This window comes from Cryobacterium sinapicolor (genome assembly GCF_004403465.1).
Classification (GTDB): Bacteria; Actinomycetota; Actinomycetes; order Actinomycetales; family Microbacteriaceae; genus Cryobacterium; species Cryobacterium sinapicolor.
The window spans coordinates 1-3,751 of the sequence record NZ_SOGQ01000023.1; the positions used below are offsets into that span (position 1 = coordinate 1).

4 protein-coding genes are annotated in these 3,751 nt (G+C 62.8%); 2 read left to right on the plus strand and 2 right to left on the minus strand.

The window, feature by feature from the left end:
- Positions 1-375 precede the first annotated feature (375 nt).
- Positions 376-768, plus strand: a complete 393-nt coding sequence (locus tag E3T28_RS04995) for a hypothetical protein (protein WP_134428539.1) — start codon at positions 376-378, stop codon at positions 766-768.
- Positions 769-778: 10 nt separating this feature from the next.
- The gene (locus E3T28_RS05000; RefSeq protein WP_198417155.1) at positions 779-1,246 is read left to right on the plus strand and encodes an SRPBCC family protein; all 468 of its coding nucleotides are present in this window, start codon (positions 779-781) and stop codon (positions 1,244-1,246) included.
- 317 nt (positions 1,247-1,563) lie between these two features.
- On the opposite strand, the gene E3T28_RS05005 is transcribed toward E3T28_RS05000, so the two are convergent.
- Positions 1,564-2,487 (minus strand): nucleotidyl transferase AbiEii/AbiGii toxin family protein, encoded by a 924-nt coding sequence (locus E3T28_RS05005; protein WP_134428543.1) that lies wholly within the window; start codon positions 2,485-2,487, stop codon positions 1,564-1,566.
- On the minus strand, positions 2,477-3,703 hold the full coding sequence (locus tag E3T28_RS05010) for a type IV toxin-antitoxin system AbiEi family antitoxin domain-containing protein (protein WP_134428545.1): 1,227 nt from the start codon (positions 3,701-3,703) through the stop codon (positions 2,477-2,479). Before E3T28_RS05010 ends, E3T28_RS05005 begins: the two co-directional genes overlap by 11 nt.
- Positions 3,704-3,751: the final 48 nt, after the last annotated feature.

A 3,751-nucleotide genomic window follows, 5' to 3' on the forward strand; every position in this document is an offset into this window, starting at 1 on the left:
CCGCATTGAGAACGGCGACACTCGATCGGAGATGGGCAGGAACCACCCCTGGCGCGGCCAAATCGAACGTTTGCATCTTATGCGAAACATTCGCATAAAATGCGAATCCGTGTCAAGCTGGAATATGAAACCCCAGTTCAACTGCCACATCGGGCGACATCACCACCCAAGTTATGCGCGACTGCACCACTTTGCCAGCACTCTAGTGTCATCCTGCCGACGGATAGATCCGCGCCGCGAGGGGGAGGTCGATCGAACCGGCGTATTCGCGTCCAATGCGAAGATGTCGGCTACAAACTGACATAATAACCATTATCGGTCATATCGACCGTCATATCACCTGTCATAACACCCGCGAATTGGTAGTCTCGGTTCATGATCAATTCGTCAACCGGGGATGGTTCTCGTTCTGGTGCTGATCGCGCGGCACACGTACGCTCCGTGGGTTTGAGCGTTGCTGAGATCGCAGCGGTGTTGCAAGCGCAACTGGGTCAGGCGCTGTTGGGCGTGATCGTGGGTAAGAACGCCCGCACGCTTGCTCGCTGGGCACACGCAACGGTGCGGCCGCCGCATGCGAGTGAAAAGCTCCTCAGAGACACATTTCAGGTGCTCGAGATCCTCTGTTTGGTTCATTCGGCTGACGTTGCCAGGGCATGGTTTATGGGTATGAACCCGGATCTGGGTGATGCTTCGCCCGCCGAAACGCTGTCGGAGGGACGTTCCCGAGAGGTCATGGCCGCGGCGCGGTCCTACGTAGCCGCGGCTTAGGCTGGGCAGCATTACGGTCGAACAGGTTGAGCAAGGACCGCGCCAAGTCGCGCGCACTGTCGAGGTGCCAGCTTCGGCAGACGACGTTTTCGCGTTGGTGGCTGATCCGCACCGTCACGGTGAGCTGGACGGCTCGGGCACCGTCTGCGACACAGTGTCGGGGCCGCGGCGGCTCAGCCAGGGCGCACGATTCTCGGTAGCGATGAAGCAGCTCGGACTCCGGTACCGCATCACCAGCACGGTGACGCGCTTCGAGGACGGTCGGCTGGTGGAATGGCGTCACCCGGCGGGCCACCGGTGGCGCTGGGAACTCACGCCGCTCACGCCCACGTCTACGCGCGTCACTGAGACGTTCGACTACAGCACCGTCCCAGCCGTGCAGGGCAAGGTCTTCGAGGTTCTCGGCGTTCCTCGGAAGAACGCCGCCGGCATCGAAGCCACCCTGCGCCAACTCGCGTCGCGCTACGCCCGCGCTTGACATGACGATGCTCACGTCCTGACCGGACGCCGAGGCCCCCGTCTGCACGGCGTATGGGATCTGCGAATCGAATTCCCACACATGACCAGGTTCCCACCGGGCAACCTTCAGTACCTCTTATTGCGTTACTGCGTGGCCGAACTGCGGAGTACGAAAAAGCCCCGGCATGTATCGCCTGGGGCAGACGAACATGAGTACCGGGGCTAATCGTTGGAGTGGGGGACTCCGTTTCGTAACGGTACTCGCGTATTGCCTGTGGATGATTTCGCCGCGCCTACTGAGGGCAAGTTCGTGGTCTGTCCCGGGTCTCGCACCGGTCAGCTCGGGCGGATCCACTGTTGTTGTGCTGGGTCCCAGGCCCCGTCCTCGATTTCGGCGCTGAGGGCTGGCAACAGCATCGCGTTGACCAGGGAGAGCGCAGCTTCATGGTCGAGGACGTCGCTCAAGACAGGAACGGTCTTGGCAACTTTGCGGTATCCGTCGGTCATTGAGCGTGGCACGTGGAGCGCAGTAAACGGCGGCAAGCCACGCTGGTGCGCTTCGGTGTGGACGCTGATGCGGAGTTGGCGTGCATCGATTCGCATCGTTTTTGTGAGGATGGCTAGATCGACGAGATCTTTCGTTCGGGTGGAGGCCTGGCCGCCGTAGGTCGATAGGGTCGCGCACACCTTGTCGGCGATCTGGTCTTCGACCGCGATGGCTTGGTAGGCGACGGCCGGTCCCAGGCGGGACATGTCGAGCCGGAATGCTGGGGTAAGGATGTCCAGGGGTGCGGCAGGGGTGCGCGTGTGGATGGCCAGGTCGACTCTGAGGGGGTTCCGGGTGCCGGCGCCTCGAACGGTGACGCTGAATGTGATGGCCGCGGCGTGGAGCTCGGGCTGATTGGGGCCGCCGGTGTCGCGGTGGCTGACATATCGGAACTCGAAATGATCGCCCAGGTCGATGCTCGCGGCTGAGGCGAGTTGGGCGATGGCGGCGTCGATACTCATCTCCGCCGTCTCGAGGTCCACATCGGTCGTGCTCCGCGATTGGGGAAGCCGAGCAAGCATGCTCGTGCCTCCTTTGAGTGCGAAGGGGCAATCGTCCAGAGAGAACACCCGGCAGAGAAAGCGATCGAAGACCGCCAGTTCGATGAGGCTCTGGACGGAAGACCCGACGCCGCTTCGGTGCGCCGCGCGAGCCTTCTCCGTGATCGCGGAAAGCACCGCACGCCCATCTGGGTACGGGTCGCTAACGATCATTGTTCTTCCCCTTGGCTGCTGGACTTTCTGTGGCGCCGACTGTCGGAGCCGGCGAGTTCCCGGTTCGGACTGAGTCGATCGCGGGAAGGGTGATGTTTGGCAGCGATTCCGATATCTGCGCTGCGATGGATTTCGTGATGTGATCCATCTGTTCACGCTGGCGCTGAAGTAATGGGGCGAGCACGGTGTCCGTGATTTCGGACACGAGGCGACTCTGCTCCACGAGCATCGGTGCGATCATCCGCTCGATGTGTTCGCCCAGCTCGACACTCCCCGCCAGCTGGGGCTGTAGGCCGGCGACGATGGTCCTCAGCTGTTCCCGCACTGCCTGGCTGACGATTCCCTCGAGGGCGGCGCCGATAGCCGGCCGTCGCACGAGCGCACGCGCTGCGGCGATATCGTCGATTCCCGCGCTCCGGCGGAGTTGTTCCAGCAGAGCTGGGCCATCGCCTCGAGGGTGGCCGTATCGTGCGGCGAACGGTGTCAGCAGAAGGCCGAGGTGTTCAAGGTCGACCGCTCGTTCTCCCCGGGTCGCGTCGGCCAGCACGTCGCCGACCAGGGACAGGTCGCCGATCTCGTCGACCAGGTCGGCGACCGTTCGTTCGATGCTCGTCACCGGGAGGCCCCCGACAACCACAACGTCGCGGGAATCCAGCTGGCGCCGGCTGTAGACAATGTCGGTTCGTTGCGTTTGGCGCCGTTCGCTGGTGATCAGGCGATACGGGACTGGATTGATATCGCCGCACTCATGAACAGCTGCCGCGGCCGCCCCGCCCACCACAACTCCCGTGGTACCCGCCCGCTCCCACGCCAGCACCATGGGTTCGGTCGACATCCAGGCGGCGCGCAGATCATCCAGAGCAGCGACCGGCACTCCCCCGAGCCGGTACACGCCGTGGGCGAGCCGCTCGAGTCGCCCATCTCGTTCCCGATGCGAGAGATTGGCGCGACTCACACCCCGCGCCCGCGCCTGAGCCGTGGTGAATAGACCCCACTGGCCGGCAGCCAGTTCCTCAAGGATCGGCTCAACAACAACGCTCATACTTGGAAAGTATAACCAGAGTACGCTTTTCAAGCAATTGTGTTCTCGAAAAGCGGACCTGAACGCGAATCCCGTGCGGGCGGGGTCTACGCGATACGGCCGCCCCAAGGTGGAGTCGGGGTGATGGTTGTCGATTTCCGTCCTCGGCTGCACAAATTCTGCACTCGCATGCACTGCTCATTCACGCCAACACGGGCTTGGCTCTGTGCCCATGAGGGTCCG